We start from the raw sequence: 26,181 nt of genomic DNA on the forward strand, positions 1-26,181 counted from the left end.
GGGGGAGTTCCTACGGTACCGACGAACCCGGACGGCCGGTCGGCCGCCCCGGAGGCACTGACCGCGAGGAGTCGACCATGACCGCGTTCGTACTGGTACCGGGCCACTTCACCGGAGGCTGGATCTGGGGGGCGGTGGCCGACCGGCTGCGGGCGGCCGGAGCCGAGGTCCACGCGGCCACGCTCACCGGGCTGGGGGAGCGGCCCGCACCGCACGCCTCCCTGGACTCCCACGTCGCGGACGTGCTCGGCCTGATCGACGCCGTCGCCGACCCCGAGCTCGTCCTGGTCGGCCACGACTACGGCATCCACCCGGTGCTCGGCGCCGCCGACCTCCGCGCCGACCGGATCGCCCGGATCGTCTACGTCGACGCGGGCCTGCCCACGGACGGCGACCGGGCCGTCCAGCTGGTCCCCGACCAGGCCGCCCGCGAACTGCTGCTCGACCCGGCCGGCATCCCCGCCGACGGGCTGCTCCCGGCCCCCGGACGCGGTGACTGGCACCGCTGGGGCAGCCCGGCCGGCCTCACCGACCAGGACCTCGACCGGCTCACCGCGCACGCCGCCGGCCAGCCGGTGGCCACCCTCACCGAACCGCTGCGGCTCACCGGCGCCGTCGCCGCCGTACCGACCACCGGCGTCTTCGGCACCGCGGGCGGTATCAGCACCGCCACCGTCGAGGCCATGGTCGCGACCGGCATGCCGCAGTTCCGCCCGCTCGCCGACCCCCGGGTGACCTTCTTCGACCTGGACACCGGCCACTGGCCGATGCTCTCCCGCGCCGACGACCTCGCCGACGTGCTGCTGCGGGCCGCCGCCGGCGAGGGCCACCGGATCAGCCCACCCGACACCGACGGGACGCCCGCCTTCCACCGCCCGCACGTCCTCGACACCCCCGAGCACCCGCTGCCGGACTGCCCGCGCGAGCGCATCGGCAACCTCGACCTCTACCTGCCGCGGGCCGACGGGCCGCAGCCCGCCGTCCTGTTCGTCCACGGCGGCCCCGTCCCCGCCGACGAGCGGCCGCAGGACTGGCCGATCTACACCGGCTACGGTCGCTGGGCGGCGAGCCTCGGCGTCGTCGGGGCCGTCGTCGGCCACGGGCTGCACGACCTCCTCGGATACCCGCAGGCCGCCGCGGAGATCGCCGCCGCCGTCGACGCGCTGCGCGCCGACCCCCGGGTCGACGGCGACCGGATCGCCCTCTGGTTCTTCTCCGGCGGCGGTCTGCTCACCACCGACTGGCTCGCCGCGCCGCCCACCTGGCTGCGCTGCCTGGCCGCCAACTACCCGGTGCTGGCGCCGCTGCCCGGCTGGGAGGCCGTCGACCGGCGCTTCCGCCCGGCCGAGGCGGTCGCGGGCGCCGGCCGGCTGCCCGTCGTGCTCACCCGGGCCGGACTGGAGGGCGAGGCCATCGCGGCGACCGTCGAGCGCTTCGTCGCGGCGGCGCAGGACGCGAAGGTCGACCTGCAGCTGATCGACGTCCCGCACGGGCAGCACGGCTTCGAGGTCACGGACCACATCGACGAGGTCAGGGACGCGCTCGTCACGGCGGCCGGATCCGTCATCGGCCACCTGCGGGCCTGATCCCGCCGGGGGCCGATCCCGCCGGGGCGGCTCCGGGCGGGGGCGGAGCCGCTCGGGTTCCGTCCACGCCCGGCGGCCCGGGGACCGCTCCCCGCCGGGGCGGCTCCGGCCGCGCGCGGGAGCCCGTCCGGCAGCCACGGGGGCGTCGCCGGGCGGGCCCGCGTAGCCTCGTGACATGGCCCCCGAGTACGCGGAGCGGACGTCCCGGCTGTCCGGCGCGGTGGTGTGGACGCGGCAGGCCGTCGGGCCGGACACGGCCGACGGCCCGGCCGGCCTGGTGCTGCCCGACGGCTGCATGGACCTGCTCTGGACCCCGGGCCGGCTCCTCGTCGCCGGCCCCGACAGCCACGCCTTCCGCCCCGGCCCCGGCCTGGCCGGCCCCTGGGCCGGCATCCGCCTCCCGCCCGGCGCGGCCCCCGCCCTGCTCGGCGTCCCCGCGCACGAACTGCGCGACCGTAGGGTCGAGTTGTCCGACGTCCTGGACGGCCCCAGGGTGCGCCGCCTCACCGGGCGGATCGACGCCGCGCCCGACCCGGCGGCCGTCCTGGAGGACCTCGCGCTGCGCCTGGCCGCCGACGCGGCACCCGTCGACCCGCTCGTCCGGGCCGTCGCCACCGCCCTCGCCGCCGGCCGGCCCGTCGCGGCGACGGCCGCCGCCGTCGGCCTCGGAGCCCGGCAGCTCCACCGGCGCTCGCTGACCGCCTTCGGGTACGGCCCCAAGACCCTCGCCCGGATCCTCCGGCTGCAGCGCGCCCTCGCGCTGGCCCGCTCCGGCGCTCCGCTCGCCGACACCGCCGCCCGTGCGGGCTACGCCGACCAGGCCCACCTGGCCCGGGACGTGCGGGAGTTGGCCGGCACCCCGCTGACCGCGCTGCTGCCCCGCCGGGAGGCCCGTTGACCCGGCGGAGCCAGGCCGGGCCGCTCCCCGCCCGGGTCACTCCCCGGCGGGCGGCTCCCCGGCGGGTGGCTCCCCGGCCGACGGGAGGGGCGCGAGCAGGTCGACGCCGTTCCCGTCCGGATCGTGCACCACCGCGTACCGCTGCCCCCAGAAGGCGTCCCACGGCTTCAACTCCCCGTGGTACCCGGCCCCGACCAGCTCCTCGTACACCGCGTCCACCTGCGCCGGGCTCGCGCACCGGAACGCCAGCGAGACGCGGCCGCCGCCCGACGGTGGCCGCCACTGCGGATGGAACGAGCGGATGGTCGACTCCGGATCGAGCGCCAGGAGCAACCCGCCCGGCAACTCGGCCTCCACGTGGGGCAGTTCCTCGGCCCCGTCGGGGAACTCCAGTCCGAGCCGCCGGTAGAACGCGATCGAGGCGGCCAGATCGGAGACGGCGAGACCCACGAACCCGAACCGCGGCGTTGATGTCCTCTTCATGCCCGCCACGGTAGGCACCCCCGGCCCGCCCGGTCTTGAACGAATCGGACACCGTCGTGCCGGTGCCGGTGCCGGTGCCGGTGTCGCGCACCGCGTCCGGCCCGGCCTCACACGAGGGCGACGACGAGCAGCACGAACGCGGTCACGATGACGGCCACCCGGCCGTAGTGCAGGCGGTCCCAGCGGCCGAGCTGCTCCCGCCAGTCCGCGGGGGCGTTCTCCGGGGTCCACTGCGCGGCCCGGGAGTTGATCGGGACGAGCAGGGCGACGGACATCAGCACGCTGAGGACGAGCAGTCCGGCGGCGGTGGCGACCAGACCCGACCCGGTGCCGCCCCAGGACACCGCGGACCAGGCCACCCCGAGCACCAGCGAGCCGATGTACCAGAAGGGCATCACCCGCCCGAGCAGCCGGGCCCCGTTGCTGCGGGCCGCGAGGCCGCCGTTGTGCGGCAGCCCGTCGACGATCGGGTTGACGAAGACCGCCACCGCGAACTCCACGCCCACCAGCAGGCCGACGACCACGACGGTGACGACGGCGAGTGCGTTCTGCATGTCCCCTCCCAGGGTTCCGGTGCGGCGCGCGAGCTTGTCTAGCGCCGCTAGGTTCTGACGCAATGCTAGATGTGTCGCCGCTTGAATGTCTAGCAATGCTAGGAAACCGTCGGCCCGGCCTGGCCCGGTCGGGACGTGACGGGCCGTGGGGCACTCACGGCGAAGGCCCGGACCGCTCAGCGGTCCGGGCCTTCGGCCGGTGGGGGGCGCGCCCCCCACCGGCCGGGCGGTGCCGCCGACAGGCGGCGGTGGGGGCGGCGGGGGTGACGGGAGCGGTCACGCCGGGCGGCGGAGGCCGCGCAGGGTGGTGCAGGCGGGGAGCCAGGTGCCGAGGGCGGCGAGCCCGGCGGCACCCAGCAGGACCAGGGCGAGTTCGCTGACGGGCACGGCGGCCCCCGCGGTGCCGCGGGTGATGCCCTCCGCGTAGGTGGTGAGCACCGCGAAGGCGACGGCGAGACCGAGCACGCCGGCGAGGGCGACGGAGACCACGGTCTCCCAGCCGAGCATCCGCCGGATCTGACGGCGGGTGGCGCCGGTCAGGGCGAGCGCGGCGAACTCGTGGCGGCGGGCGGAGATGCTCATGGCCAGGGTGTTGAGGACGGCGATGGCCACGAAGGCGATGATCAGCCCGAGGGTGACGTAGCCGATCTGGGCGCCGGTCCGGTTCTCCGAGGCCGCCGCGGCGGCGTGGTCGAGCACCCCGAGGCCGGGGTCGCCGTGCAGGGCGGCGGTGAGGGCCTGCCGGGTGAGGCCGTCGCCGCGGACCAGCAGTTCGTCGTCGAGCGGCACGTCGACGTGGGCGGCGACCAGGTGGTGCGCGAGGGTGAGGTCGCCGAATCCGAGGCCGCGGCCGTAGAGGGCGACCACCGTGACCTCGGTCGGGGTGCCGTCGGCGAGGGTGAGGCGGACGCGCTGGCCCAGCCGGTAGCCCAGCCCGTCGGCGGCCGCGGCGGTGTCGTCCTTCAGCGCGCCGAGGTCACCGGCGGTGACACCGAGGTCGAGGGTGTCGGTCAGGCGCTCGGGGGTGACGGCCTGCACGCTGCGCTTGGTCAGTCCGTCGCGGACCTGGCTGTGCAGGACGCGGGTCACGGTCCGGACGCCCGGGACGGCGGCGAGCGACCCGGCGGCGCCGGCCGGGGCGTGCGGGCCGACGACGAAGTCGGCGGTGTTGCCGCGCTCCCGCTGGGCGGCGGCCGCCTGCCCGGTGGTGGTCTGGGTGAACAGGATGGTGCAGGCCATGGCGATCAGCAGGGTCAGCGGGGTCACCACCGAGGCCAGCCGGTGCGCCCCGGCCCGGAGGTTGTGGACGGCGAGGTAGCCGCCGACCCGGGACGCCCTCAGCGGCAGACCGAGGAGGGCCGTGCCGACCCTGGCCACCAGGGGGCCCAGCAGGGAGAACGCGGTGCACCAGAGCAGGACGGCGATGAAGCAGGTCGGGGTCGAGGCCTGGTCGGAGTGCAGGACGGTCAGCAGGGCGGTGAGCACGACGGCCGCGGCGGTGGCGAGCACGCCGAACCCGATCCGGGGCCAGGCCGGCCGCGGCGGCTTGATCTCCGCCTCGCCGAGGGCCTCGACCGGCTTGATGGCGGTGGCGCGCCGGGCCGAGATCCGGGCCGCGCCCCAGCCGGCCAGCAGGGTGGCCGCGGCGGCGGCCAGCACCGGGAAGGGCGAGAGCACGACCGGCAGGTTCGCCGGGATCACGTCCAGGGCGACGAAGCGTCCGTGCAGCCAGCCGCCGAGCGGAAGGCCGGCGGCGGCACCGAGGGCTCCGGCGGCCAGGCCGACGACGAGCGCCTCACCGCCGATCATCTTGCGGACCTGCCGCCCGGTGGCGGCCACGGCCCGCAGGACGGCGATCTCCCGCTGCCGCTGCTGGATAGACAGGCCGAAGGTGCCGACCACGATCAGCAGCGCGACCAGCAGCGAGGTGCCGGCCAGGACGGCGCCCATGCTGACCAGGCGGACCTGGGCGTTGGCGGCGTTGGGGAACTCCACCAGCCCGCGGTCGTCGCCGGTGCGGGCCACGGCGGCCGGGACGGCCGGGACGGCGGGTGCGGCGGCGAGCAGCGCCCGGACGTCCGCCGCCGCGGAGGGGGCGGCCGGGAAGACGCCGATCGCGCTGACCAGGCCGTCGTGGCCGGCGAGCAGCCGGGCCCGGTCGGACGCGAAGAAGACCGCCGCCTGGCTGTCGAACCCCTGGGCGGTGACGCCGACGACGCGGAGGTTCAGCGTCGCCGCGGCCGTCCGGGCCGCCGTGGTGGCACCGGGCGCCAGCCCGGCCCGGGCCGCGGTGGCCGCGTCGACGACGACCTCGTCGGGGGCGGCGGGCGCACGGCCGGCCGCGAGGGTGAGTCCGGCCAGCGGGGCGGACTCCCAACCGTGGCCCCAGGAGTTGCCGGTGGGCCCGGCGGGCAGCAGCACCGGGAAGGTCACCTCGGCGGCGACGGCCCGCACCGACGGCAGCGCGGCGATGCGGTCGGCGAGGGCGGCCGGCACCCAGGCGTGGTCGGCGATCGGCTTGGCCTTCTCCTTGACCTTCCCCTTGCCCTTGTCCACGAAGGAGTGCACGTCCTGGTCCCCGGACACGACGATCGGCGCGGCCGCGTAGCGTTCGGGCCGGACGGTGCCGGTCAGGCCGGTGACCAGGAGGGTCCCGCAGCCGCAGACCAGGGCCGCGGCGCAGAACAGGGCGACGAAGGCTCCGACGAACCCGGCCCGGCGGTGCCGGAGGGTGGTGAGGGCGAGGCTCAGCATCATCGGTTCCACGCTCCCAGGCGGATCATGCGGTCGGCGACCTTGGCGGCGGTCGGCCCGGACATGGTGTCGGCGACCCGGCCGTCGGCCAGGAACAGCACCTCGTCGGCGTAGGACGCGGCGACCGGGTCGTGGGTGACCATGACGATGGTCTGACCGAGCTCGTCGACGGTCTGCCGCAGCAGCGTCAGGACCTCGCGGGCCGTCATGGTGTCCAGCGCGCCGGTGGGTTCGTCGGCGAAGACCACCTCGGGGTTCGAGATCAACGCCCGGGCGATGGCCACGCGTTGCTGCTGGCCGCCGGAGAGCTGCCCGGGCCGGTGCCCGGTGCGCTCCTGCAGGCCCACCCGGCGGACCAGGTCGGCGAGGCGCCCGGCGTCGGCCCGGCGCCCGGCCAGTCGCAGCGGCAGCGTGACGTTCTGCTCGACCGTCAGCGAGGGGATCAGGTTGAACGACTGGAACACGAAACCGGCGCGCTCCCGCCGCAGTTCGGTCAGCCTGGTCTCGCTCAGCCGGGACAGGTCGGTGTCCCCGAGCCGGACGGTGCCGGCGGTCGGGCGGTCCAGCCCCGCCGCGCAGTGCAGGAAGGTGCTCTTGCCCGAACCGGACGGCCCCATCACGGCGGTGAAGCCGCCCTTGGGCAGCCGCACCGTCACCTCGCGCAGCGCGGCGACCGCACCCCGCCCCTTGCCGTAGACCTTGCTCACGGCGTCCAAAGTGATCGCTTCGCTCATGTGCTCCAGCCTGCCGACCCGTGAACCCCCCTCCCAGGGACGCGATCACGCGGCACCCGTGACATCGTCACGGGTAGGGTCGGGACATGATCAGACTCCTGTTGGCCGAGGACCAGCACGTGGTGCGCGGGGCGTTGGTGGCGCTCCTCGAACTGGAGCCCGACCTGGAGGTCGTGGCGGAGACCGACTCGGCCGACGAGGTGGTGCCCCGGGCGATGGTCTTCCTGCCCGACGTGGCGGTGCTGGACATCGAGATGCCGGGCCGGCTGGACGGCCTGCAGGCGGCCGCGGCGCTGAAGGAGAAGCTGCCGGACTGCCGGACGCTGATGCTGACCTCGCTCGGCCGCCCCGGGCTGCTCCGCAAGGCCCTGGACGCCAAGGTGGACGGCTTCCTGCTGAAGACCGTCCCGCCGGCGGAGCTGGTCGCGGCCATCCGTCAGGTGGCCGCGGGCGGAAGGGTGTTGGACCCGGGGCTGGCCGTCGCCGCCTGGGACCTGGCGGACAACCCGCTCACCCCGCGCGAGAACCACGTGCTGCGGGAGCTCGCCGAGGGCGCCGAGCCGCCCGAGATCGCCACCCGGCTGCACCTGTCGACCGGCACCGTGCGCAACGTGCTGACCGCGGTCGTCGGCAAGCTGAACGCCCGCAACCGGACGGACGCGGTGCGGATCGCCCGGGAGGCCGGCTGGCTGTGACGGGGGCCGCCCGCCGGCGGTGATAGCGGGCCGGCCGCGGGCGGTGCTCCCGGGCCCGGCGGGTCAGTCCAGCGGTACCTCGGCGCGCAGCAGGTACCACCCGTCGTCCGGCCCGGCGGCCAGGGTGCCGCCCGCCTCGGCGAGGCGGACCGTCAGACCGCCGATCCCGGAACCCGGCGCGGTGACACCGTCCGGGACGCCGTCGTTCTCCACCTCCAGGCGCGCCGAGCCGCCGGCCACCGAGGTGGCGATCCGGGCGTGCCGGGCGCGACTGTGCCGCAGGATGTTGGTCACGGCCTCCCGCAGGACCACGCCCAGCACGGCGCCCGCCGCGGCCGGCACCGGTTCGTCGTCCAGCTCCACCGTGATGGCGGCGGCTTCCAGGACCCCTGCCGCCGAGGCCAGTTCGGTGGTGAAGGACAGCCTGGGGCTGTCGTCGGCCAGCGCCCCGAGCTCGACCTGCCCGCGCCCGGCCAGGTGCACGATGTCCGCCAGCTCGGCCCGGCAGCGGTCGGGGTCGGTGTCCGTCAGACGCCGGGCGAGTTCGGCCTTGAGCAGGATCGCGGCCAGGCCGTGCCCGAGCAGGTCGTGCAGGTCCCGGGCGGCGCGCAGGCGCTCGGTGACGACGACGGCCCGGGCCAGCCCGGCCGCCGCCCGTTGCAGCTCCCGCACCAACCGGACCAGGCGCAGCACCGCGTACACCACCACACAGGTGATCAGCGCGTTGACGGCGGTCATCAGCACGGCCGCCGGACCGGAGCCGCCGATCGCCCCGGCGGCCACCACCAGCGCGCCGGCCAGGGCCGCGCCCGCGCGCAGCGGCAGGGCGATCAGCAGCGAGCCCGCGAGGATGCCGGCCGCGCCGATCCAGTTCCGGCCCAGCCAGGGCAGCGGCAGCAGGGCGAGCACCGCCGAGGCGAGCAGGGCGCGGCGGGCGTGGCGGGTCGCGTCCTGGATGGAGAACCGGACCTGGAAGGCGCAGAAGGCCGCCGCGCACACCACCCCGAGGGCGAGCCGGGGCGCGGGGACGAACAGCAGCGCCTTGACGCAGAACACGGCGAGCAGGAAGTAGTACAGGCCGAGCGCGGTGCGCAGCTCGGGCGGATCGGCGGCGGGCGGGGCGGCGGCGGCCGCCACCGACGCCTCCACGGCGAAGCGCCCGTCCGGCTCCAGCCCCGCGGTCAGGCTGCCGCCGGCCTCGCGGACCCGGTCGGCGAGGCCGGCCAGGACGTCCGCGCCGAGCGCCGCCGTCCGCACGCCGTCGCTGACCACGCGCAGCATCACCGTCCCGGCCCGCTCGTCGGTGGAGACCTCGCAGCGGCGGGCGTCGCCCACCCGGACCACACCGGTGACCGCCTCGCGCAGCACCGTCGCCAGCACCGTCCCGGCCGGTCCGAGCGGCTCGCGGTGCCCGATCCGGATGTCGGCCGCGACCCCGGCCGAGGCCAGCAGGGCGCGGGCGCTCGCCGCCTCCGGGGCCAGCGAGAGGCTGCGCAGCTCGGCGGCGGTGGCCCGGGCGGCCGCCAGCGTCCGGCGGGCCACCGCGATCAGGGCGTCCAGGGCGGACGGCTCCCGCCGGGCGGCCAGGTCGTGGATCTCGGCCAGCCCTGCGGACAGCCCGCTGCCCAGGCGGGACGCGATGCGCAGCCGCTCGTCGGTGACCGCCGAGGCCGCGAGGGTGAGCCGCGCGGCGTGCACCCGGGTCGCCAGCAGGGCGAGCGTGGTGACGGCGTAGAGCATGGTGCCGCCGAGTGCGACGGTCAGCAGCATGTCGACGGTGTCCCGGACCCCGGCGGCCCGGGCCGCCTCGACCAGCACCGCACCGGCCGCCAGCAGGGGCAGCAGCAGTCGGCGGCGCTCCAGCAGCAGCGAGGCGGCGGGCAGGCAGAGCAGGCCGATCGAGACGTCGAGCGCGCCCACCGCCACGAAGGCGAGCGCCAGCTCCACGGCCGTCCAGCCCGCCCGGGCCGGGTCCGGTACGGGGTCGGGCCGGGTGTGCCGGAGCTGGAGCGCCACCAGCGCGAGGCAGCCGACCACGATCGCCACCCCCGCGACCGGCGCCGTCGGCACCCGCCCGAACCCCTTCAGCAGGTGCGCCGCGGCCAGCGCCGCAGCCACCGAAACCACCAACGCCCGCGCCGTGCGCGGCCCGACACCCCGCCCCCGTGCTGCCTCCACGCGCGCATCGTACGCCGGGACGATCACCGGCCCCGGCCCGTCGGCAGTCGGCCCGGGCCCCGGGCGGATGCTCCGGCGCGGGTGAGCGCGCCGGCGGGCGGCCGGTGGGCAGGAGTGCGACCGGGGGCGGAATGCACCGCCGTCGGGCGTAATGGAAGGACCCGCCCCGGCGAACTGTGCCGGGGTGCCGGGGTGGACCGAGCCGGTGACGGGTGCCGCGACCGGAGGAGGACGGCGGTGAGCGAGGATGAGCGGTGAGCGGCCGTCCGGTGCAGCGGGACGCGACCGGGCGCAGGGGCGCGGCGAGCGGCTGCTGGGCGCGCTGCTCGACCGGGCCCACGAGCTGCCGCCCCAGCTGATCGCCCCGCTGGTCGCCGACGTGGTGCGCGGGCTCGGCGGCCGTGACCCGGCTCTGCTGCTGCAGGACTACGGCCAGCTGGTGCTGGTACCGCTGCTCGGGCGGGGGCCCGCGGCCGGGGAGCCGGTGCCGATCGACGGCTCTCCCGCGGGTGCGGCCTTCCTGCGCGGTGTCCCCGTCGAGGAACGGCAGGCCGACGGGGTACGGGTGTACCTGCCGTTGCTGGACGGCGGTGACGAGGCCGGGATCCTGGCCCTCACGCTGGACGCCGTCGATGACGACGACCGGCGGTTCCTGCGGCGCCTCGCCGCCCTGGCCGCCGATCTGCTGACCACCAGGAGCGGCTACACCGACCGGATCTTCCAGGCCCGCCGCCTGGAACCGATGAGCGTGGCCGCCGAGATCCAGTGGTCGCTGCTGCCGCCGCTGTCGATGACCGTCCACCGGGTCGCCGTGGCCGGCATCCTCGAACCCGCCTACCAGGTGGCCGGTGACAGCTTCGACTACGCGCTCAACGACGACCTCCTGCACGTGGCCACGATCGACGCCATGGGCCACGGGCTCGACGCCGCGACCATGGCGACCGTCGCCATCGGCGCGTACCGGCACGCCCGGCGCGCCGACATCGGGCTCGCCGAGATCTACGCGTTCATGGACCGGGCCGTCGCCGAACAGTTCGGCCCGGACCACTTCGTCACCGCGCAGATGATGCGGCTGGACACCCTGACCGGCCACCTGCAGTGGGTCAACGCCGGACACCCCCGGCCGCTGCTGATCCGCGACCACGTCGTCGTCGAGCGGCTCGACAGCGAGACGACCCTGCCGGTCGGCTTCGGCGGCGAGGAGCCGGTGATCAGCGAGCGGGTGCTGCGGCACGGCGACCAGGTCCTGTGCTTCACCGACGGCCTGGTCGAGGAACGCGAGCCCGGCGGTGAGCAGTTCGGGGAGGAGCAGCTGATCGACTGGGTCAATCGTGTCGAGCGCTCCGTGACCGGGGTGCGGGCCGTGGTGCGGGCGCTCTCCAACGTCCTGAAGGAGAAGCGGGGCGGGCGCACGAGCGACGACGCCACGCTGTTCCTGATCGAGTGGCGCTGACCGGGCCGGCCGGCGTGGACTGAGACGGGACGGCCGACGCCGGGAGGATCGGTACCCCGCGCCGGCTGCCGTGACCGGCCGGGTCGGTGCGGTGCGGGCGGAGTACCGTGGGGATCGGGGCGGCCCGGCCACCGCCGCGCACGGTGGCCGCGTTCACGGGGCGCCGGAGCCGAACCGGCCGGTCCGGTCAGGGCGTTGACCGTACGCCTCGGACCCGTCGCGGGCGTCGGGCCGGACGCCGAAGCCCGGGACGACGTGCCGCCGGGGCAGACGCCCGTCGCCACCGGCACCGGCTCCCCGAGGGGTCGGGCGTGCGTCCGGTCGATGCGTCCTGAGGGACGGCCCAGTGCGACGGCCTCGTGGGACCGGGCTCCTCGGGCAGACAACAGGAGAGGCGGTGCGGCGAGATGTCCGTCTACGTGAAGCTCTCGGCCGATGCCCGCGCGCCGGCGGAGCCCTCGAAGGGCCCACTGGACCTGCAGTACGAGGACGGTGCGGACGGCGTCACCTTCGAGTACGACCTGCATCCGAGCGGGGCGCTGCGCGTCCTGCGGGTCTTCGAGGACACCCCGTACCGGATCGAGGTCTGCTTCGGCCCCGGGGCGTGGCTCCAGGTCGTGGGCAGCTACCTGCGAAGCGGCGCCGAGTACTGACGGCGATCACTGGCGGCGCTCCGTGCGGACCGCCGCCCTCGGAGGCGGTCGCCGGGCCGCTCGGCGGTGGCCGGTCGGACTCCACCGGTCGCTGCTGGTCCGCCCCGCCCATACAGTCGTCTCCGGGGCGGGATCGTCGGCACGGGAGGCCATGATGCGGCACTACCGATGGGTTCTGGAGACACAGGACGACGACGGCCACTGGTCCCGGCAGAACGGCGCTCCGCCCCAGGATCCACTGGAGTACGACGGGCCGCCGCAGCAGGCGGCCAACCACCTGCGGGACGTGTTCGTGCGCACGCTCTCCCGGCCCGTGCCCGGGCCCCGGGCGGTCAGGATCCGGCTCTGGGACGGGGCCGACACCGTCGGCCGGCCGCTGGCCGAGGCCGAGTGGTCACGGGAGTGACGCACCCGGCCCGCGGAGCGGTGAGGCCTGTCCGGCGGACGGCTCGCGTGCCGCCGGCTACGCGGGGACCGGCCAGGAGGCGGCCCGGCCGCGGGCGACCTCCGCCCGCCTGCCGGCCTCGCCGGCGCTGCCGGAGGGAGCGACGGCCGAGGGCAGGAAGTCCGGAGGGGACCCCGTCCCCGGTGCGCCGCTGCCGCTGCCCGTCTCCACGGCGAGCAGACCGCTCGCGGCCATGGTGTTCGCGGGGCTCGCGGCTTCGGCCATCAGCCGGGCGGCACCGACGGCATCCGTCTCCGGCGGGACGACCAGCAGGTTCAGCCGGCGCGGGGCGTACGAGAACACCGCGATCGAGTGCTCGTCCTGCTCGGCGGAGAACCAGCCCGCGTGGACGGTGTGCCCGGTGACCGGGATCCGGTGGGGGACGACGGGCCACTGCGCGGGGTTCACGGTGATCCGGGTGATCCGGCCCCACCGCTCGTCGATGTCGGCGGCCAGGGCGGGGAGTTCGAGGAGAAGATCACGCGAGCGGGGCCACCAGGCGCCGTCCAGGCGGCCGGGCCGCACGCCACCAGGCGTGAGGGACAGCCGTGCGGGGGAATCCGGGGCGACCGGCGTCGTCGCACGATCGAGCGTCGTGGTCATGATCGGAAAACCTGTCTCCGGGTCCGGCCCGAGAGGTCGGGCCCGGCATTGCCGTTCGCCGGAGACGACGCCAGTATCCGGTGCCGGCATGCGAAGTGCCTTCGGTGATATCCAGGCTACTCTCGGTCCGGCCCGAACCCGGCATGGTCGCGGTGGTGAGTTCCGCTCGGAGCCGGCGTCTCCGGACGGACCACCGGACCACCGGACCACCGGACACGACGGCGGTGGCCTGCTCAGACCCGCCCGTAGCGGGCCGCCTGGTCGGCGAACTCCCGGGCCATCTCCGCGGAGACGGTCGGACGGGTGCGGTGGATGGCGTCCAGGTACTCCTGGGTTTCCGGCCGGGTCCGCTCGCCCGTGTCGAGGGTGTGCTCGAAGGTGCTCTGGGCGACCGCCATGGCGACCTGCCGGATGTCGGCGGGGGTGAAGCCCTCGCTGGCCGCGGCCAGGACCGCCGTGTCGGCGGCGGTACCCGTCCTCGCCGTGTAGCCGGCCCACAGTGCGTCGCGGGCCGCGGAGTCGGGCGGTCCGACCGGCAGGACGTAGTCGAACCGGCCGTGCCGCAGGAACGCCGGGTCCAGGGCGGCCACCGAGTTGGTGGCGCAGACGAGGAGCCGGTCGTCGCGCTCACGGAACCGCACGATCGACTTGAGGAGTTCGTTGACCACGCCGACCGACGCGGGGGAGGCGAGGCTGCGGGTACCGGCGACCTCCTCGACCTCGTCGATGAACAGCAGCACGTGGTCGAGCTGCGCCACCTCCTCGAAGCGGTGGACGAGTCCGGCGGCCAGCCCGTCCTCGGACGCGAGCCGGGAGGGGAAGAGCTCGATGAACGGCCAGCCGAGCCGACCGGCCACGGCCTTGGCGAACGTGCTCTTGCCGGTGCCCGGAGGGCCGAACAGCACGACCGCGCGGGGAGGTTCCACGCCGTGGGCGTCCGCCAGCTCGGGGTTGGCCAGGGGCAGCACCAGCCGTCGTTCGATGAGCCGCTTCTCGTCGGCCATGCCCGCGAGCCGGTCCCAGAGGTGGGCCTCGGGCATGACCGCGCCCAGCACGGCCAGGACCGTCGCGTCCTGGGCGCCGACCGCCTCCCACTTCTCGAAGTACGTGAGCCCCCGGTGCGGGCGGAACCCGGAGTTGACCAGTGCGGTGGCGCCGGTCTCCCCGTCCGGCAGCAGCGCCGCGACGATCCTGGCGCCGGCGTCCCGCAGGCGGTGCTCCAGCGCCGACAGCAGGGCGGTGCCGATGCCCAGGTGCCGCCAGGCGGGATGCAGGGCGATGCGCAGCACCCACGCGCGGTCCCCGTCCACCCGGCCCACCGCCGCGCCCACGAGGTGTCCGTCGGCCGTCACGACGACGCTCGGGTTCCGCGCCTGCAACGCGGAGACCACGTCGGAGAGGCGGAAGACGGCGGTGTGATCCGTGGTGGCGCTGTCGGCGTCGAGCCGCACCACCGCTTCGAGGTCCTCGGGCGTGAAGTCCCGGACGTGCCAGACAGCCATGTGCCGCTCTCGAAGGTCGCGAGCCCCCGGACTTCCATCATGGGCCGCCCCCGGTGCGTCCGCCCGACTTCCCGCCGGGCGGGGGAGTAGGGTCGGAGTCATCCAGGGCAACCCGCATTCCGGTACCCGTTCCGGCTTCGTCCTGGGTGAAGGGCAGTCCGGCAGCCCGAGGTGGGCGGTCGGAGACGGGAACGGTGAGCACCGTGACCACCCACTCCCCGCAGCCGGTACGGCGCGGCCGCGGCCTCACGGTCGCCGACGCCATGGACCCCTGCGACTACCAGATAGCCGACGACAAGACCGTCGTCCAGGCCGAGGACATCCTCCGCGGGGCGGGCGTCGAGTACCTGCTCGTCCGCGACCACGACGGCCGGTGCGAGGGGCTGGTCACCCGGGCCGGACTCCGCCCGTTCCTGGACCGGCCCTGGGACGGCGAGCGCACCGCGATCAGCGCCACCTCCCACCAGCGCGGCCCGTTCACCTGGCCGACCATGGGCCTGTCGCTGGCCGCGATCGCGATGCGGGTCAAGCACCTGTCGGTCTGGCCCGTCGTGGACGAGGACGGCTACATCCTCGGCGTGCTCACCGCGGACCGCGCCACCCGCCGGCTCACCGTCGCACCGACCGCGTGACGCCGCCGCCCCGGACCGGGTGAGGGGTGGCCCCGACACGCCGCGGAGGCCCGGACCGCGTGACGCGGTCCGGGCCTCCTGTCGGCGGAGGATACGAGATTCGAACTCGTGAGGGGTTGCCCCCAACACGCTTTCCAATTCTCCTGGGCGCTGTCCGCCGGGGTTCGTGCCGGTTCTGACGTCGGGTGAAGTGGGTGGGGCCAAGGCTTTGCTGTCAGTACCCGACCCTAGGCTAGCTCGATGGGATTCAGATCCAGCTTCTCGCTCCAGTGCATGGTCGAAGCGGCAAGGGGGCTCACCGAGCACGCGGTGGTCCAGCAGCGCATCGATAAGGTGTTGCGGATCATGGGAACGGACCGCACGTACGGCAAGGGCCGGCCATTGGTGGACGCCCTGAACGATGTGGCCCAAGGGGCCGTCCTGTGTGGGGACTTCGCGCTTGCTCAGCGCTTCCAACGGTTCGCCGGTTATGCCGGCGGAGAGCTGTTCCTCGAAGTTTTGGAGGGGTACTACGACGAGGACGCTCAGCAGCGTGGCGAGGAGTTCCATCGGAGGATGGCCGCTCTTGGCGCCGGCCGGGCGGTTGCCGTGCTTGACGTGCTCTGCCGTGACAATCCGGACGCGACTGCCGCGGATGCCCGTGATCTCTTCCGCGGCATTGCACAGTCCGCCGATCACCTAGGAGTCGAGGCTGGCGAGGGTGGGATCCGGCTGTCCACTCGGGAGGTCAGGCGACTCCAGCAGTATGGCCACCTTGAGCTCGTCCTGCGAAGTCTGCCGCGTCCGGCCTCTGCGGAGTCTGCCCGGTTGCTGGGTGATGTCCTGGCGGATGCCGACGCGGGGCTGTTGGCCCAGTTCCTCGAGCTGAAGGCCAGGCGGGCCGGCCTCGCGGCCCTGAGGGCTACGGTGGACGATCCGGCCAGTTCCGAGAGCGCGCTTCACGCCTGTCTGAAGAATCAGGCGTGGATCTTCGGCGGGGCCTATGTGGGTGAGCTGGCGCGCCGCCAATTCACCCCGGACACCATCCTGGACATCCCGCTTCTGCGTGCCGATGGCTCCCTGCACGTCGTCGAGCTCAAGCGCGCCAACATCGAGAACTTGGTCATTCGCCGCAGCGGCCATCTGATGCTCGGCGCGCCACCCCACCAAGCGGTCTCCCAGGCGCAGAACTACCTGCGGACACTGGACGAGAACCGGCGGACCATCCTGGCCGACTACGGAGTCGACAGCCGCAGGGCCTCGGCCACCATTGTGATCGGCCACTCGCGCTATGTGGGAGGGGGTATTGCGCCGACGGAAGTCGCACAGACCCTGCGTACCTACAACACGCACGCCACCCGGATAGAAGTGATCACCTACGAGACCCTGCTCGATTCGGCCAGTCGGATGCTTGCGCTGTCATCCGAACAACAGGACTCGGAAGCGACTGAGGAGGCCGACTCGTGACTGGCGCCCAGCCCTCGATCGAGCAGCTCCTGGCTCGCCTGTGCGGTGGCTCGATCACTGCGAAGGACTACGTGGGCTACTTCCTGAACGAGTACGGCGAGGAGCTCGTTTTTGCTCAGCGTCGAGGGGAGAAGACGGCGCGCCTCTGGCACAGCGACGCGGATTGGCAGCTGTTCCGCGTCGGCGACCACTCGATCCGGGTCGGCGAGGCCATGGGCGGGATGATCACTGTCGGCGACCTGGTCATCAACCAACCAGAGGCAACCTGGTTGTCTTCCTGCTTGGAGGCCTCTCGCCACCTGCGCCGACGGTAAACATGATGGCAGCGGGGACAGTCGGCAACGACGAAGGCCCGGACCGCGTGACGCGGTCCGGGCCTTCTGCCGGCGGAGGATACGAGATTCGAACTCGTGAGGGGTTGCCCCCAACACGCTTTCCAAGTGCCTCCAACGGTGTCCGCCGGGGTTCGCGGCTGTCCTGACCTGCGGCGGAGTGAACCGCTGGGCAGTGGCTGGACCCGGCTGGACGGGGGTGAACGAGACCAGAACTGAGACCAAGCGTGCAGGCGGCGCTCGGGGAACGGCGTCCGCCCTGTCGCAGGTGTCGGTCCGGTCATCCGTCGGCTGCAGCCCGACCAGAGTGGCGTGGCCCGGGGTAGCCATCGCTCCCCTGATCGAGTGAACCGACAGTAGCCAGCGGTTCGCCGAATCGTTACCCGGGAAGATGTTGCGAATATTTCGAATACTTCGGATGCTGCGACTACGCTGGGAAGCTAGGAGGTTCGACTATGGCAACCGCCACAGAAGGCCGGAAGATCGCGCCGGGCACCGTGGACGCGCAAAGCGCCGAACGGGCGCTGCGTAGGGTCCGTGACTACCTCGCGCACAACACGGACGCCACCGCAGACATCACCATCGTCGGTGAGGTCGGCACCGACGATCCTCTTGTGCTGCCGCGCCCCACGGTCGAGATGTTCGCCGCCATGCTCGCCGCCCTGGCGAACGGGCAAGGCGTGCAGATCATGCCAGTCAATGCCATCGTGTCCACCCAGGTCGCCGCCGACATGCTCAACGTTTCCAGGCCCTACCTGATCGGTCTCCTGGAGAAGGGAGACATCCCCTTCGAACGGGTCGGGCGCCATCGGCGCATCAAGTTCAACGATGTCATGGAGTACAAGCGGAGAGACGACCGCGAACGTAAGGACGCAGCCGACTCGCTCACGGCCCTCGATGAGGAGCTGGGGCTGCTCTGACATGGCCTTCATTGTTCTGTACGACTCGAACGTGCTCTACCCGAACACGGTGCGGGATCTGCTCATCCGTCTGGCTCGGCACGGGATCGTCCAAGCCAAGTGGACCGAGCAGATCCTCGACGAGGTGGAAGCTGCACTCCGCCGCAACGACATCGGAGACGACGAGAAGCGTGCGGAGCTGCGGCGCCGCATGAACGCAGCTGTGCGGGACTGCATCGTCACCGGCTACGAGCCTCTGATCGACGGGCTTAAGCTCCCCGATCCGAACGACCGTCACGTCCTCGCGGCGGCGATCAGGGCCGGCGCGCAAGTGATCGTCACCGACAACAGCAAGGATTTCCCGTCCGAGTACGTGGCGGAGTGGGGCATCGAGCAGAAGACCGCCGACGACTTCGTCATGGACTTGATCGACCTGGACGACCGTGTGGTCTACGGCTGCGTCATGGAGATTGCGGGTAGTCGGCGACGGGAGCCGGTCACGTTCGACGATGTGCTGGGCCAGTTGGAGAGATCCCAACTGATCGGATCAGTGAGCATGCTCCGAAGCGGACCTGTCGAGAGCACCTGACGAGCCAAGTCCATGGGCCCCGGCCGCCAGCAGATGCTGGCCGGGGCCTTCGCGTACTCACTCACACAGGAGCGGGACGATGCTTGGCAACTCTGGGGGACAAGCTCCATGTCGCGCACCACGCCGTTGCCCCGGTGGGCCGCCGAGATGGTCGAGGGGCGACTGTGGGAGAAGGGGAAACGACGAAGGCCCGGACCACGTGATGCGGTCCGGGCCTTCTGCCGGCGGAGGATACGAGATTCGAACTCGTGAGGGGTTGCCCCCAACACGCTTTCCAAATGTTCGTCCGACTGTCCGGGGACGGCCGTAGGTGTCCTGACCTGCGACGGAATGACTCGCGGGTCGGGCGCTGAACGCCCCCGGACGGGGGTGAACGCAACCAGAACTGCAACCAGGAGCCTCTTCGCGATGGTGTTGATTCCGCCCGGGGCTACGCGGGCATCACCCCATGGATGCGAGAGAGGGTGAACACCCGCTCGTCGTTCCGCAGATGGCACCAGGCGTGCAGGTAGGGAGCATCCAGTTCGAGCCGGCTGAGGGTGCGGACGGTTGTGTTGCCTGAGGTGGCTACATATTCGATCGTGATGGCCTGGCCGTCGTTGACGGCATGGGCCAGCTGGCGGACGTCAGTGAAGGGCAGGTTGCGCGCGTAGCCTGCGATGATCTCCTCGGTGTCCCTGTCGTAGGGGCGGCCGTCGTACGGGTCGGGCTCCGGGATGTCCTGCGGGGTGCCCCGCAGCCGGGTGGCGAGGGCGGGTAGGTCGACGGTCGTCCGGGCCTCTGCGGTGAGGGCTTTCGTGTGCTGCGGGCGGGGCCTGCCACCGGCTGGACGCGGGAGCGGGACGGAGCCCGCCGCGCGGTGGTGCTGGGCCCGTTCGATGCGGACGGACCCGTCGGGTTTCTCGGGGACGGGGGCGTAGCCCGCGGACCGCAGTGCCGCGAGCGTCTGGTCCAGTGGGGTCCGGCTAATCAGCACCGTCGGTGCCAGCAGCCGCAGGCCGAGCTGAGTGAGCTTGCGGTGCGCGGCCAGTTCGGCGAGGAGGGCGGGTTCCTCGCCGTGAATCACACAGGCCGCGGAGACGACGCGCATCCGGCCGTGGCTGCGCGCGGTGTCGTGGATCAGGTACGAGAGCGGCTGGGGAAGCGACTCGACGGCGATGGCGGCCAGGTCGGCTGTGAGGGTGTCGGGGGTGAGGCCGGCGTCGAGGGCGCGGCGGACGCTTCTCGGGCTGAACCGCCATACGGACGCCGCACCGGCGGTCTCCCGGTCCGCGACGGAGTCCAGCAGTGCGAGGAGGTATGCCGACGGCGTGCCGGTGACCACGGCCGTGAGATCGCTGCCGAAGCGGGCAGTCACGCTGGCGGCGGGCAGCAGTCGCCGGCAGGTGTCGGTCAGGGCTTCGGCGTCGTCGGCGAGCAGGGCGGCCCCGATCGGGGAAACGGCCCCGAGGGCGAGTGCGCCGAGCAGTTCCGCCTCCTTGATCAGGGTGGCGAACGGCGTGGCGTCCTGGGGGAGTTCGTCGGAGAGAGGGCGGAGCCACACGAGCAGCGCGCCCAGTTCCGCCGGCTTCGCTGCACCTTCGCCGACCGGGAGCTGCGACGCGGCTGTGAGCAGCCCGTGCCGGGCCTGCACGCAGCCTCCGCAGGGCGGTGCCCCGGCGAGCGCCGGAAGAGCCTTCCCGTCCTCGTCGCGGCTTCCGCCGGGGGTCAGCGGGAGCGCCCACCACGCCTGGAGTAGCACGGTGAGTTGGTCGGCCGGTTCCTGCTCGGCCCAGGTGTCGTAGGCGGCGGTAGCCGCGACCCGGTCACCGTCCCGGGCCAGCAACCCGGCCGCGCTCGCCGCCTCCAGCACGAGGCGCACCACGATCTCGTCGCACTGTGCCGCCTTGCCGATCCGGGACAGCTCGCGGGCGCCGATCCCGCCGGCCTTGAGCCGGGCCGGGGGAGTGGCGGCGCACACCCCGAGGACGGACACGGCATGGGCGGCGAACGCCATCGACGCGGCTGCGGTTTCACGGTCGATGTCCGGGGTGGTGGCAGGCACCGACCGCACACCGGGCGGGACGGGCGTGAACGGGGCGTGCCAGTCGGAGCCGCGCAATGCGAGTGCGACCTCCGCGGGCACGCGGGCCGAGCTGTACCAGTGGCGGTCCCGGATCAGCAGCCCCCGCTCCAGCGCCCATTGTTCACCGGGCTTGGAGTCGGCCGGAGCCCCGAACATGATGAAGTCCGGTCGCTTGGGGACCTCACGCGCCAGCCGCTCAAGGAGTTTCCGGGTGGCTGTGGGCGCCTTGGCCACCAGCGCGGCGACCCGAGCCGGATCGCTGTGATGGTCGACCAGCGCCGCCAGCCGCATCTCTTTTCTGTTGGCGGCCGGTTTGACGTCGAGTTTCGCCAACATGCGGCCCAGTTCGTCGGAGTTCGAGCCCGCGAGCAGTTGCACGAGCGGTGCGTCGAGCCCCAGGGGCGAGCCCCACGCGCTCCGTAGCGGCGCCGCCATGTGCAGCAGCCCACTGCCGGTCGGCCACACCAGGGCGCGGTCGGCCAGCGCGTTCAGGACGGCATCCAATCCGTGGGCGCGGTCACCGTGCGTCGCGTCCAGGAGTCCCGCCAGATCGTCCCGTGACACGGAGGTCAGTGCGGCGACGGCCTCTGCCACCTGAAGGCACGGCAGCGAGAGCCGGGGCAGGGCCAGTGCCACCGAGGCCGGGCGCTGGAGGCGGTCCGCCAGTTCACCGACCGACCGCGGTTCCGGAGCGGACGCGGCGTCCGGGCGGGCCACCAGGATTCGCTCCAACTCGGCCGCGTCCAGGCCGCGCAACCAGGCGGCCAGTGTCGATCCGCTCTTCTTACTGATGGGGCACCTCACCACAACGGAGGACGTCCACGTCCTGCCGGAACCAGCTGGGGGTACAAGGATGACGTACCAAACAGGGGTGGGAACGACGAAGGCCCGGACCGCGTGACGCGGTCCGGGCCTTCTGCCGGCGGAGGATACGAGATTCGAACTCGTGAGGGGTTGCCCCCAACACGCTTTCCAAGCGTGCGCCCTAGGCCTCTAGGCGAATCCTCCGTGGGAGAGCTTAGTACATGTTGAGGGGTGGTCGCGACCAGCTATCCCGGAGGCTCGGAGGCGGGGTGGCCTGTGGATCGTCGGGGCGGGGATCCGGTACTGTGGGTGTCAGCCCCTCGTGTGGCGTTATCTCTCTGAACCCCCCCAGGGCCGGAAGGCAGCAAGGGTAGGAGGGCTCTGGCGGGTGCACGGGGGGTCTTTGCGTTCCCGGGGCCGGTGGGCGGGGGCGAGGGGCGACGCGTTTGTCCGTGCGTCCCGATATCGTCGGGGGTGTGTCCCTAGCCCTGTACCGCCGCTACCGCCCCGAGACCTTCGCGGAGGTCATCGGGCAGGAGCACGTGACCGCTCCGCTCCAGCAGGCCCTGCGCAACAACAGGGTCAACCACGCGTACCTGTTCAGCGGGCCGCGCGGCTGTGGCAAGACCACGAGCGCACGCATCCTGGCCCGCTGTCTGAACTGTGAGCAGGGGCCGACGCCGACGCCCTGCGGCGAGTGCCAGTCCTGTCGCGACCTCGCGACCGGCGGGCCCGGCTCGATCGACGTGATCGAGATCGACGCGGCCTCGCACGGCGGCGTCGACGACGCGCGCGAGCTGCGGGAGCGGGCCTTCTTCGCGCCGGTGCACAGCCGGTACAAGATCTTCATCCTGGACGAGGCCCACATGGTGACCTCGGCGGGGTTCAACGCGCTGCTCAAGGTGGTGGAGGAGCCGCCGGAGCACCTGAAGTTCATCTTCGCGACCACCGAGCCGGAGAAGGTCATCGGGACGATCCGGTCCCGGACGCACCACTACCCGTTCCGGCTGGTGCCGCCGGGCACCCTGCGCGACTACCTGGCGGAGGTCTGCGGCCGGGAGGGCATCCAGGTCGAGGACTCGGTGTTCCCGCTGGTGGTCCGCGCCGGCGCGGGTTCGGTGCGTGACTCGATGTCGGTCATGGACCAGCTGCTGGCCGGTGCCGCCGAGGGCGGCGTGACGTACCAGATGGCGACGGCGCTGCTCGGGTACACCGACTCGGCGCTGCTGGACGAGGTGGTGGACGCCTTCGCCGCGCAGGACGGGGCGACGGTGTTCCAGGTGATCGACCGGGTGGTCGAGGGCGGGCACGATCCGCGGCGCTTCGTCACCGACCTGCTGGAGCGGCTGCGCGACCTGGTCATCCTGGCCACCGTTCCGGAGGCGGGGGAGAAGGGGCTGATCGACGCCCCGGCGGACCGGGTCGCAGTCATGCAGGCGCAGGCGGACGCCTTCGGTGCGGCGGAGCTGAGCCGCGCGGCTGACCTCGTCAACACCGGGCTGACCGAGATGCGCGGCAACGCGGCGCCCCGGCTGCAGCTGGAGCTGATCTGCGCCCGGGTGATGCTGCCGGGCGCGTACAGCGACGAGCTGTCGCTGCAGGCGCGGCTGGACAAGCTGGAGCGCCGGGCGGCCGCCGGCGGGTTCGCCGCTCCGGCGGGACTGGTACCGGCGGGCCCGGCCCCCGTGGCGGCTCCCGCGGCCCCCGCGGCCCCCGCGGCTGTTCCGGTCGCGGCCCCCGCGGCCGCGCCCGTCCCGGGGCCCGCCCCGGTGGCGGAGGCCGCTCCGGTGCAGGCCCCGCCCGTCCAGGCGGCCCCGGCTTCCGCGCCGGTGGCGCCCGCGCCCGCCGGGCCGGCGCCCGGTGCCTGGCCGATCCCGCGCAGCTTCCCCCCGGCCGGTGCCCCCGCGCCGCAGGCGCCTGCTCCGGCGGCGGAGGCCGCCCCGGCGCCCGCCCCCGCCGCGCCCGCCCCCGTGGCCGCCCCCGCGCCCCCGGTTCCCGCGTCCGCGCCCGGCGCGCAGCCGTCGGCCGCGGCGCAGCAGGGTGCCGCGCAGGTCCGGCAGCTGTGGCCGCAGATCCTGGAGGCGGTGAAGAACCGCCGCCGTTTCACCTGGATCCTGCTCAGCCAGAACGGTCAGGTGGCCGGGTTCGACGGCAGCGTGCTCCAGGTGTCGTTCATCAACGCCGGCGCCAGGGACAGCTTCGTCGGCAGCAACAGCGACGACGTGCTGCGCCAGGCGCTGGGCGACGCGCTGGGCGTGGACTGGCGGATCGAGTGCATCGTCGACCCGTCCGGCGGCGGCAGCCTCGGTGGCGGTGGCGGCGTCCCGGCCGGTGGCGGTGCCCCGGCCGGGGGCGGCTGGGGGGCTCCGGCCCGTCCGGCGGCCGCCGCGCCGCCGGTGCCGGCCCCGGTGCCCGCGCCGGTGCAGCCGCAGTCCTCGCCGCAGCCGCAGGCCGCCCCGGTGGCTTCCCCGCCGGTCCAGGCCGCGCCGCCGGTGGCGGCCGTGCCGGCCCGCCCGGTGCAGTCCGTGCGGCCGGAGGACGACGTCCCGGAGGAGGACGACCCGGACCTCAACGAGGACGCGTTCTCCGGTCAGGACCTGATCATCCGCGAGCTGGGGGCGACGGTCCTGGAGGAGATCCACCACCGCGGCAACTGAGCGACGGGCCGCCCCGGCAGCACGTAGGCTCGGCCGTGACGACGCGAGCTGGACTGCGGACGGGCGACGCGCCCCGTCCCGCACGCGGATGGCGCGAGCGGGGCGGGCACGTGGACGACGGGGCGGGCCAGCAGGCACGACAGCGAGGAGTGAGCCGTGTTTCCCGGTGGTGGCCAGCCCAACATGCAGCAGCTGCTGAAGCAGGCGCAGAAGATGCAGCAGGATCTCGCGAAGGCGCAGCAGGAGCTGGCCGAGGCGAAGGTGAACGGTTCGGCGGGCGGTGGCCTGGTCGAGGCCACGGTGACCGGTGCCGGTGAGCTGGTGGCGCTGACCATCGCCCCGGCCGCCGTCGACCCGGAGGACACCGAGACCCTGGCCGACCTGATCCTGGCGGCCGTGCGGGACGCCAACCAGACGGCGCAGAAGATGCAGGCCGAGCGCATGGGCCCGCTGACCCAGGGCCTGGGCGGCGGGATCCCCGGTCTGCCGTTCTGACCCCTCCGGCCCCGGAGCCCCGGGGGCCCGGAGCCCCGGGATTCTGGAGTTCAGACAGCGGACCCATGTGATTTATGTGGGAGTCGGGCGTCGGGCGGTGTGTCCGGCGCCCGATTCGTTGGATGATGGCACCGGAGCACCACCGACCATCCGAAGGAAGGCGCGACGTTGTACGAGGGCGTGGTTCAGGACCTGATCGACGAGCTGGGCAGGCTGCCCGGTGTCGGTCCCAAGAGCGCCCAGCGGATCGCCTTCCACGTCCTGCAGGCCGACCCGACCGACGTGCGCCGTCTCGCGCACGCGCTGCTGGAGGTCAAGGACAAGGTCCGTTTCTGCGCGGTCTGCGGGAACGTCGCGGAGGCCGAGCAGTGCCGGGTCTGTCTGGACCCGCGCCGCGACCTCGCCGTCATCTGCGTGGTGGAGGAGCCCAAGGACGTCGTCGCCATCGAGCGCACCCGTGAGTTCCGCGGCCGCTACCACGTGCTGGGCGGCGCGATCAGCCCCATCGAGGGCGTCGGCCCGGACGACCTGCGGATCCGCGAGCTGCTGTCGCGCCTCGCGGACGGCACGGTCACCGAGCTGATCCTGGCCACCGACCCCAACCTGGAGGGGGAGGCGACCGCCACCTATCTGGCCCGGCTCTGCAAGCCGATGGGCCTGAAGGTGACCCGGCTGGCGAGCGGTCTGCCCGTCGGCGGGGATCTGGAGTACGCGGACGAGGTCACCCTCGGCCGCGCCTTCGAAGGGAGACGACTGCTCGATGTCTGACCGGACGCTCAACCAGCAGCCCCACACGCCCCACCAGCCGTCCCACGGACAGCCGCACGGGGACCACGCGCCGCACACCCACGCGCACGGCTCGGAGCCGGACGACTTCGCCGTGCAGATCGCCGACTCGGTGGAGAGCTTCGTGCTCGCCGTCACCGAGGTCGCCAAGGGCGACGAGCCGGGCAGCGCGGTCTCGCTGCTGCTCCTGGAGGTCTCGCAGCTGCTGCTGGCCGGCGGCCGGCTGGGCGCCATCGAGGACGTCGTCCCCGAGGACCGCTTCGAGCCCGACGCGGGGCCCGAGCCGGACGGCGAGCAGCTCCGCGAGCGGCTGGCCGTGCTGCTCGCCCCGATCGACGTGTACCACGAGGTCTTCGACCCGTACGGGCCGCCGGAGAAGCCGAACGCCTTCCGGATCTCGGACGACCTGGCGGGGGTGGTCAGCGAGCTGCAGCACGGGCTGACGCACTACCGTGAGGGCCGGGTCAGCGAGGCGCTGTGGTGGTGGCAGTTCTCGTACCTCTCCAACTGGGGCACGACCTGCACGGCGGTGCTGCGCGCGCTGCAGTCGCTGATCGCGCACGTGCGGCTGGACAGCCCGATCGGGGCGGTGCCGGACGGCGCCGACACGGACGACGACGGGCTCACCGACGAGCAGCTGGAGCAACAGGCCGGCGACCTGATGGCGGCCGAGCTGGGTCTCGGGCGGTAGCGGCGCCCGGCGCGGCCGGCCGTGGCGGACGGTGACCGGCTCCGGCGGAGTGTGACGGATGCCTCAGCGGTCCGGGCGGGGAGGGAAACCCGCCGGATCGCCGTCCGTCCGTCCGCCGATTCTTCGGGGCACCGCCGGATCGCCCGCAGACCTGCCGGTGGCGCAGCCCGGCGGGCCGACCACCTGGTGAAACAGTCGTCTCATCATGTGGAAGGCGCCGGTCGGGGCACCCCTGCTCGGTAGACTG

General features: G+C 73.6%; 23 protein-coding genes, 1 tRNA gene and 1 other RNA gene. 16 read left to right on the forward strand and 9 right to left on the reverse strand.

The features are described 5' to 3' along the window. Window positions 1–77 precede the first annotated feature (77 nt). Window positions 78–1,586, forward strand: coding sequence for an alpha/beta fold hydrolase (locus ACIA8Q_RS10945; protein WP_396317017.1), 1,509 nt, complete (start codon window positions 78–80; stop codon window positions 1,584–1,586). Window positions 1,587–1,761: 175 nt separating this feature from the next. After that, window positions 1,762–2,484 carry a helix-turn-helix domain-containing protein gene (locus ACIA8Q_RS10950; RefSeq protein ID WP_396317018.1) on the forward strand — a complete coding sequence of 241 codons (723 nt, stop codon included), beginning with the start codon at window positions 1,762–1,764 and terminating at the stop codon, window positions 2,482–2,484. 36 nt (window positions 2,485–2,520) lie between these two features. Here ACIA8Q_RS10950 and ACIA8Q_RS10955 read toward each other — a convergent pair whose 3' ends face one another. From ACIA8Q_RS10955 to ACIA8Q_RS10970, 4 genes are all read right to left on the reverse strand, one after another. Then, window positions 2,521–2,967 carry a VOC family protein gene (locus ACIA8Q_RS10955; RefSeq protein WP_396317019.1) on the reverse strand — a complete coding sequence of 149 codons (447 nt, stop codon included), beginning with the start codon at window positions 2,965–2,967 and terminating at the stop codon, window positions 2,521–2,523. A gap of 107 nt (window positions 2,968–3,074) precedes the next feature. Beyond that, window positions 3,075–3,521, reverse strand: a complete 447-nt coding sequence (locus ACIA8Q_RS10960) for an anthrone oxygenase family protein (protein WP_396317020.1) — start codon at window positions 3,519–3,521, stop codon at window positions 3,075–3,077. Window positions 3,522–3,797: 276 nt separating this feature from the next. Continuing rightward, window positions 3,798–6,278: an FtsX-like permease family protein gene (locus ACIA8Q_RS10965; protein WP_396317021.1), complete on the reverse strand. Its 2,481-nt coding sequence runs from the start codon at window positions 6,276–6,278 to the stop codon at window positions 3,798–3,800. Continuing rightward, on the reverse strand, window positions 6,275–7,009 hold the full coding sequence (locus ACIA8Q_RS10970) for an ABC transporter ATP-binding protein (RefSeq protein WP_396317022.1): 735 nt from the start codon (window positions 7,007–7,009) through the stop codon (window positions 6,275–6,277). Before ACIA8Q_RS10970 ends, ACIA8Q_RS10965 begins: the two co-directional genes overlap by 4 nt. 86 nt (window positions 7,010–7,095) lie before the next feature. On the opposite strand from ACIA8Q_RS10970, the gene ACIA8Q_RS10975 reads away from it, so the two are divergent. After that, window positions 7,096–7,704, forward strand: coding sequence for a response regulator transcription factor (locus tag ACIA8Q_RS10975; RefSeq protein ID WP_360205612.1), 609 nt, complete (start codon window positions 7,096–7,098; stop codon window positions 7,702–7,704). A gap of 63 nt (window positions 7,705–7,767) precedes the next feature. Here the strand turns inward: ACIA8Q_RS10975 and ACIA8Q_RS10980 are convergent, their stop codons facing one another. Next, the gene (locus ACIA8Q_RS10980; protein WP_396317023.1) at window positions 7,768–9,822 is read right to left on the reverse strand and encodes a histidine kinase; all 2,055 of its coding nucleotides are present in this window, start codon (window positions 9,820–9,822) and stop codon (window positions 7,768–7,770) included. A gap of 307 nt (window positions 9,823–10,129) precedes the next feature. Here ACIA8Q_RS10980 and ACIA8Q_RS10985 point away from each other — a divergent pair, with 307 nt between their 5' ends. From ACIA8Q_RS10985 to ACIA8Q_RS10995, 3 genes are all read left to right on the forward strand, one after another. Then, entirely contained in the window at window positions 10,130–11,335 is a 1,206-nt protein-coding gene (locus ACIA8Q_RS10985; RefSeq protein WP_360205607.1) for a PP2C family protein-serine/threonine phosphatase, read from the forward strand. Window positions 11,336–11,742: 407 nt separating this feature from the next. Further along, entirely contained in the window at window positions 11,743–11,988 is a 246-nt protein-coding gene (locus tag ACIA8Q_RS10990) for a hypothetical protein (protein WP_360205604.1), read from the forward strand. 154 nt (window positions 11,989–12,142) lie between these two features. Then, the gene (locus ACIA8Q_RS10995; RefSeq protein WP_360205601.1) at window positions 12,143–12,394 is read left to right on the forward strand and encodes a hypothetical protein; all 252 of its coding nucleotides are present in this window, start codon (window positions 12,143–12,145) and stop codon (window positions 12,392–12,394) included. Between the two features lie 57 nt (window positions 12,395–12,451). On the opposite strand, the gene ACIA8Q_RS11000 is transcribed toward ACIA8Q_RS10995, so the two are convergent. Together ACIA8Q_RS11000 and ACIA8Q_RS11005 are read right to left on the reverse strand one after the other, a co-directional pair. Further along, a complete protein-coding gene (locus ACIA8Q_RS11000) occupies window positions 12,452–13,036 on the reverse strand; it encodes a DUF5994 family protein (RefSeq protein WP_360205599.1) in 585 nt (194 codons plus the stop codon). A gap of 233 nt (window positions 13,037–13,269) precedes the next feature. After that, window positions 13,270–14,538, reverse strand: a complete 1,269-nt coding sequence (locus ACIA8Q_RS11005; protein ID WP_360205596.1) for a GNAT family N-acetyltransferase — start codon at window positions 14,536–14,538, stop codon at window positions 13,270–13,272. Between the two features lie 203 nt (window positions 14,539–14,741). Between ACIA8Q_RS11005 and ACIA8Q_RS11010 the strand changes: the two genes are divergently transcribed. The 5 genes from ACIA8Q_RS11010 to ACIA8Q_RS11030 all read left to right on the forward strand — a co-directional run bounded on the left by ACIA8Q_RS11010 (window position 14,742) and on the right by ACIA8Q_RS11030 (window position 18,436). Beyond that, entirely contained in the window at window positions 14,742–15,170 is a 429-nt protein-coding gene (locus tag ACIA8Q_RS11010; RefSeq protein WP_396317024.1) for a CBS domain-containing protein, read from the forward strand. Between the two features lie 240 nt (window positions 15,171–15,410). Beyond that, a complete protein-coding gene (locus tag ACIA8Q_RS11015) occupies window positions 15,411–16,616 on the forward strand; it encodes a Shedu anti-phage system protein SduA domain-containing protein (RefSeq protein WP_396317025.1) in 1,206 nt (401 codons plus the stop codon). Next, window positions 16,613–16,930, forward strand: coding sequence for a hypothetical protein (locus ACIA8Q_RS11020; RefSeq protein ID WP_387900658.1), 318 nt, complete (start codon window positions 16,613–16,615; stop codon window positions 16,928–16,930). Before ACIA8Q_RS11015 ends, ACIA8Q_RS11020 begins: the two co-directional genes overlap by 4 nt. A 473-nt stretch (window positions 16,931–17,403) precedes the next feature. Further along, entirely contained in the window at window positions 17,404–17,868 is a 465-nt protein-coding gene (locus tag ACIA8Q_RS11025) for a helix-turn-helix domain-containing protein (RefSeq protein ID WP_380451209.1), read from the forward strand. 31 nt (window positions 17,869–17,899) lie between these two features. Beyond that, complete coding sequence (locus tag ACIA8Q_RS11030; RefSeq protein WP_396317026.1) at window positions 17,900–18,436, forward strand: putative toxin-antitoxin system toxin component, PIN family; 537 nt, start codon at window positions 17,900–17,902, stop codon at window positions 18,434–18,436. Between the two features lie 430 nt (window positions 18,437–18,866). Here ACIA8Q_RS11030 and ACIA8Q_RS11035 read toward each other — a convergent pair whose 3' ends face one another. After that, window positions 18,867–21,257 carry a helicase C-terminal domain-containing protein gene (locus ACIA8Q_RS11035; RefSeq protein WP_396317027.1) on the reverse strand — a complete coding sequence of 797 codons (2,391 nt, stop codon included), beginning with the start codon at window positions 21,255–21,257 and terminating at the stop codon, window positions 18,867–18,869. Between the two features lie 167 nt (window positions 21,258–21,424). Further along, window positions 21,425–21,509 (reverse strand) — tRNA-Ser (locus tag ACIA8Q_RS11040). Between the two features lie 110 nt (window positions 21,510–21,619). On the opposite strand from ACIA8Q_RS11040, the gene ffs reads away from it, so the two are divergent. The 5 genes from ffs (at window position 21,620) to ACIA8Q_RS11065 (ending at window position 25,934) form a co-directional block, all read left to right on the forward strand. Further along, an RNA gene (ffs, locus tag ACIA8Q_RS11045) (signal recognition particle sRNA small type) lies at window positions 21,620–21,710 on the forward strand. 71 nt (window positions 21,711–21,781) lie between these two features. Further along, window positions 21,782–23,962: a DNA polymerase III subunit gamma and tau gene (locus ACIA8Q_RS11050; RefSeq protein WP_396317028.1), complete on the forward strand. Its 2,181-nt coding sequence runs from the start codon at window positions 21,782–21,784 to the stop codon at window positions 23,960–23,962. A 156-nt stretch (window positions 23,963–24,118) separates the two neighbouring features. After that, entirely contained in the window at window positions 24,119–24,457 is a 339-nt protein-coding gene (locus tag ACIA8Q_RS11055) for a YbaB/EbfC family nucleoid-associated protein (protein ID WP_148644036.1), read from the forward strand. A 168-nt stretch (window positions 24,458–24,625) separates the two neighbouring features. Continuing rightward, window positions 24,626–25,225 carry a recombination mediator RecR gene (gene recR, locus ACIA8Q_RS11060; protein ID WP_218198914.1) on the forward strand — a complete coding sequence of 200 codons (600 nt, stop codon included), beginning with the start codon at window positions 24,626–24,628 and terminating at the stop codon, window positions 25,223–25,225. Then, window positions 25,218–25,934, forward strand: coding sequence for a DUF5063 domain-containing protein (locus ACIA8Q_RS11065; protein ID WP_360205576.1), 717 nt, complete (start codon window positions 25,218–25,220; stop codon window positions 25,932–25,934). Before recR ends, ACIA8Q_RS11065 begins: the two co-directional genes overlap by 8 nt. The last annotated feature ends 247 nt before the right edge of the window (window positions 25,935–26,181 follow it).

Source organism: Kitasatospora sp. NPDC051705, from assembly GCF_044453265.1.
Lineage (GTDB): Bacteria > Actinomycetota > Actinomycetes > Streptomycetales > Streptomycetaceae > Kitasatospora.

What these genes read in the sequence shown, in the direction of transcription:
- ACIA8Q_RS10945 (WP_396317017.1), top strand. Translation starts at nt 78, where the DNA reads ATGACCGCGTTCGTACTGGTACCGGGCCACTTCACCGGAGGCTGGATC.
- ACIA8Q_RS10950 (WP_396317018.1), top strand. Translation starts at nt 1,762, where the DNA reads ATGGCCCCCGAGTACGCGGAGCGGACGTCCCGGCTGTCCGGCGCGGTG.
- ACIA8Q_RS10955 (WP_396317019.1), bottom strand. Translation starts at nt 2,967, where the DNA reads ATGAAGAGGACATCAACGCCGCGGTTCGGGTTCGTGGGTCTCGCCGTC.
- ACIA8Q_RS10960 (WP_396317020.1), bottom strand. Translation starts at nt 3,521, where the DNA reads ATGCAGAACGCACTCGCCGTCGTCACCGTCGTGGTCGTCGGCCTGCTG.
- ACIA8Q_RS10965 (WP_396317021.1), bottom strand. Translation starts at nt 6,278, where the DNA reads ATGATGCTGAGCCTCGCCCTCACCACCCTCCGGCACCGCCGGGCCGGG.
- ACIA8Q_RS10970 (WP_396317022.1), bottom strand. Translation starts at nt 7,009, where the DNA reads ATGAGCGAAGCGATCACTTTGGACGCCGTGAGCAAGGTCTACGGCAAG.
- ACIA8Q_RS10975 (WP_360205612.1), top strand. Translation starts at nt 7,096, where the DNA reads ATGATCAGACTCCTGTTGGCCGAGGACCAGCACGTGGTGCGCGGGGCG.
- ACIA8Q_RS10985 (WP_360205607.1), top strand. Translation starts at nt 10,130, where the DNA reads ATGAGCGGTGAGCGGCCGTCCGGTGCAGCGGGACGCGACCGGGCGCAG.
- ACIA8Q_RS10990 (WP_360205604.1), top strand. Translation starts at nt 11,743, where the DNA reads ATGTCCGTCTACGTGAAGCTCTCGGCCGATGCCCGCGCGCCGGCGGAG.
- ACIA8Q_RS10995 (WP_360205601.1), top strand. Translation starts at nt 12,143, where the DNA reads ATGCGGCACTACCGATGGGTTCTGGAGACACAGGACGACGACGGCCAC.
- ACIA8Q_RS11000 (WP_360205599.1), bottom strand. Translation starts at nt 13,036, where the DNA reads ATGACCACGACGCTCGATCGTGCGACGACGCCGGTCGCCCCGGATTCC.
- ACIA8Q_RS11005 (WP_360205596.1), bottom strand. Translation starts at nt 14,538, where the DNA reads ATGGCTGTCTGGCACGTCCGGGACTTCACGCCCGAGGACCTCGAAGCG.
- ACIA8Q_RS11015 (WP_396317025.1), top strand. Translation starts at nt 15,411, where the DNA reads ATGGGATTCAGATCCAGCTTCTCGCTCCAGTGCATGGTCGAAGCGGCA.
- ACIA8Q_RS11025 (WP_380451209.1), top strand. Translation starts at nt 17,404, where the DNA reads ATGGCAACCGCCACAGAAGGCCGGAAGATCGCGCCGGGCACCGTGGAC.
- ACIA8Q_RS11065 (WP_360205576.1), top strand. Translation starts at nt 25,218, where the DNA reads ATGTCTGACCGGACGCTCAACCAGCAGCCCCACACGCCCCACCAGCCG.